The following is a 2924-nucleotide window of genomic DNA, read 5'->3' as shown; positions in this document are numbered from 1 at the left end:
GAACAGGGTCAGGCGCACGTCGTCCTTCTGCTTGAAGAAGCCGCATACGAAACGCAGGGCGCGCAGGGCGCTGGGGTCATCGGAAATGGTGACGAGCAGGTGCTTGTTCATGTGCCGCTCCAGGGGGGCGTGGACCGGCGGCCGGGACGAGAGGGAGTTCCGGCCGCCGGGGCGGGGCAGGGGATTTTAGACCGCCTCGACGAGGCAGTTTTCATCATAGCCGGTGCTGATGCGGAAGTCCTTGCCGCCCGCGCTGATGATGAAATCGTTGCCGGGGAAAAGCTGGCAGGCGGCGTTGAAGTCGTCGTTGAGCATGATGTCCTTGGCCTCGCCGCTGGTTTCGTAGCGTACGGTGCTGCCGTCGTCGAAACGCACAAGGTCGTCGGGATGGATGCGGACCGGAAGATCGCTTTGGGTATACTCCGCCATGGTGTTCCTCCTGCGCTTGAAGGTGGCCGGACGGTCACGACAGGCCGCCCGGAGTATCTTTCACCTGAGTGATAGCGCAAAAAATCCTGGGTGTGAACCTGTTTGGCGAAAGATTGGGAAGAAAGGCGCAAAGTCTCAGCGCTTTTGCACGTCTTCCTCCAGGCCTTCCAGGATGAGCCCGGTGGCCTTGTCGCCGCGCAGGGCCTTGGTGCGGTCGATCATCTGGCCCAGGCGCGAGCGGTCGCTGGCGGAAAGGAGCGCGGTCTCCTCGGTGATGGTTCCGGCCTCGTACAGGGCCAGGAAGTGTTGGTCGAAGGTCTGCATGCCGTAGGTGGCGCCTTGCTCCAGCACGCCGTAGAAGGTCTTGTCGCCGCTTTCGCCCTGGAGGATCAAGTCCTTGATGCGCAGGGTGTTCTTGAGCACCTCGAAGGCGGCCACGCGCCCGCCCGTGACCTTGGGCAGCAGGCGCTGCGACACCACGAAGCGCAGGCTCTCGGCCAGGCGCATGCGGATGAGCCGCTCCTCCGACGGGGAGAACAGGCCCAGGATGCGGTTCACCGTGGCCCCGGCGTCGGTGGTGTGCAGGGTGGAAAGCACCAGGTGCCCGGTGCCCGCGGCCTGGAGCGCAATCTCCATGGTCTCGGGGTCGCGTATTTCGCCCACCAGGATGACCTTGGGCCCCTGGCGGAAGGCGGCGCGCAGGCCGGAGGCGAAGGTGTCGAAATCTATGCCCAGCTCGCGCTGGTTCACGGTGCCCTTCTTGTGCGGGTGGGTGAACTCCACCGGGTCTTCCAGGGTCACGATGTGCCCGGCGCGCGTCTCGTTGATGCGGTCGATGAGCGCGGCCAGCGAGTTGGACTTGCCGGAGCCCGTGCCGCCGGTGACCAGGATGAGGCCGTTCTGCTCCACGGCCATTTCCTGGAAGGCCCTGGGCAGGCCCAGTTCCTCCATGCCGGGGATGCGCGAGGGCAGACGGCGCATGACCAGCGCCAGGCTGCCGCGCTGGCTGAATATGTTCACGCGGAAGCGGCCGCGGCCCGGCAGGGCGTAGGAAAGGTCGCAGGAGCCCTTGGCGGCCAGGGCTTTTTGCAGGCGGGCGTTTTCGCCGATGAGCGCCAGCGCCATGGCCTTGGTGATGAGGGCCGAGAGCCTGCCCAGGTCCGGCGTGGTGACGGCGTCCTTGAGTTCGCCGTCCACCTCGGCCTGGATGGCCTTGCCCGTGGTGATGATGACATCGGCCACGTCCGGGTGCTGCTCCAGCACCTGGGACATGAGACCGTCAAACTGCTGGCGCGTCATGTTCATCGGACGCCTCCCCCGTTGCCGCCGCCCAGCTTCTCCAGGCACACCTGGATTTTCTCGCGGTTCTGGCCCTGGGTCAGGGCGTCCTCCGGGCTGATGATCCCGCCTTCGAGCAGGCGGCAGATCTCGTCGTCCAGGGTCTGCATGCCCGCCTCGCGCCCGGTTTGCAGCACGCTGGGCAGCTGGTGGGTCTTGCCCTCGCGGATCATGTTGCGCACGCTGGGGATGCCCATGAGGATCTCTTGCGCGGCCACGCGGCCGGGCTTGTCCACGCGGCGGAACAGCGTCTGCGAGACCACGGCGCGCAAGGATTCGGCCAGGCTGGCGCGCACCTGGGCCTGGGAGTCCTCGGGGAAGACTTCGATGATGCGGTCGATGGTCTTGTGGGCGCTTTGGGTGTGCAGGGTGCTGAAGACCAGGTGCCCGGTCTCCGCCGCTTCCAGCGCCAGCTGGATGGTTTCCAGGTCGCGCATTTCACCCACCAGGATGATGTCCGGGTCCTCGCGCAGGGCGCCGCGCAGGGCGGCCTTGAAGCTGCCGGTGTCGCGGCCTACTTCGCGCTGGTTGATGAGGCAGCCCTGGGGCTGGTGCACGAACTCGATGGGGTCCTCGATGGTCAGGATGTGGTCGCGCCGGTTCTTGTTGGCGTGGTCGATGATGGCGGCCAGCGTGGTGCTTTTGCCGCTGCCCGTGGGCCCGGTGACGAGCACGAGGCCCTTGTTCAGCATGGCCAGGTCGCGCAGGCGCTCCGGCAGGCCCAGCTGCTCAACGGTCATTATCTCTTGCGGAATTTCCCGGAACACGGCGGAAATGCCGCGATGCTGCATGAAGAAATTGACGCGGTAGCGCGCCACGCCGGGCAGCTCGTGGGCGAAGTCCACGTCGCCGGTCTCCTCGAAGTGCTTGATCTTGGGCTCCGGCGTGATCTCGTAGAGCATGGTCTTCAGTTCCTCATGCTCCAGCACCTTGTATTTTATGCGCGTAAGCTGGCCGCGCAGGCGCAACAGCGGCTGCGAGCCGCTGGCCAGGTGCAGGTCGCTGCCGCCGTATTCGTGCAGCATGCTGAAGAAGGCGTTGATCTGTGCCATGCGTGGTCCGGCCTCCGGGAAAGGCGTTGCGCGCGCGCGGAGGGGCCAGCGGCGCGGGGCTGGCGGGAAAGGAAATACCGATCCCGACCATACGTAGGACTATAC

At 65.8% G+C, this 2924-nt stretch carries 3 protein-coding genes; all 3 read right to left on the bottom strand.

Annotated elements, in window-relative coordinates; translation table 11 throughout:
• Positions 1–186: 186 nt before the first annotated feature.
• Complete coding sequence (locus tag VN419_RS09825; protein WP_325646988.1) at positions 187–429, bottom strand: hypothetical protein; 243 nt, start codon at positions 427–429, stop codon at positions 187–189.
• 135 nt (positions 430–564) lie between these two features.
• Entirely contained in the window at positions 565–1734 is a 1170-nt protein-coding gene (locus VN419_RS09820; RefSeq protein ID WP_325646986.1) for a PilT/PilU family type 4a pilus ATPase, read from the bottom strand.
• Positions 1731–2819, bottom strand: a complete 1089-nt coding sequence (locus VN419_RS09815) for a type IV pilus twitching motility protein PilT (RefSeq protein ID WP_325646984.1) — start codon at positions 2817–2819, stop codon at positions 1731–1733. Before VN419_RS09815 ends, VN419_RS09820 begins: the two co-directional genes overlap by 4 nt.
• Positions 2820–2924 lie beyond the last annotated feature (105 nt).

Source organism: Humidesulfovibrio sp. (assembly GCF_035560995.1).
In the GTDB taxonomy this organism is placed as follows: domain Bacteria; phylum Desulfobacterota; class Desulfovibrionia; order Desulfovibrionales; family Desulfovibrionaceae; genus Humidesulfovibrio.
Note: the sequence above shows the minus strand (reverse complement) of the source record. Positions and strands in the feature narration are given on the sequence as shown.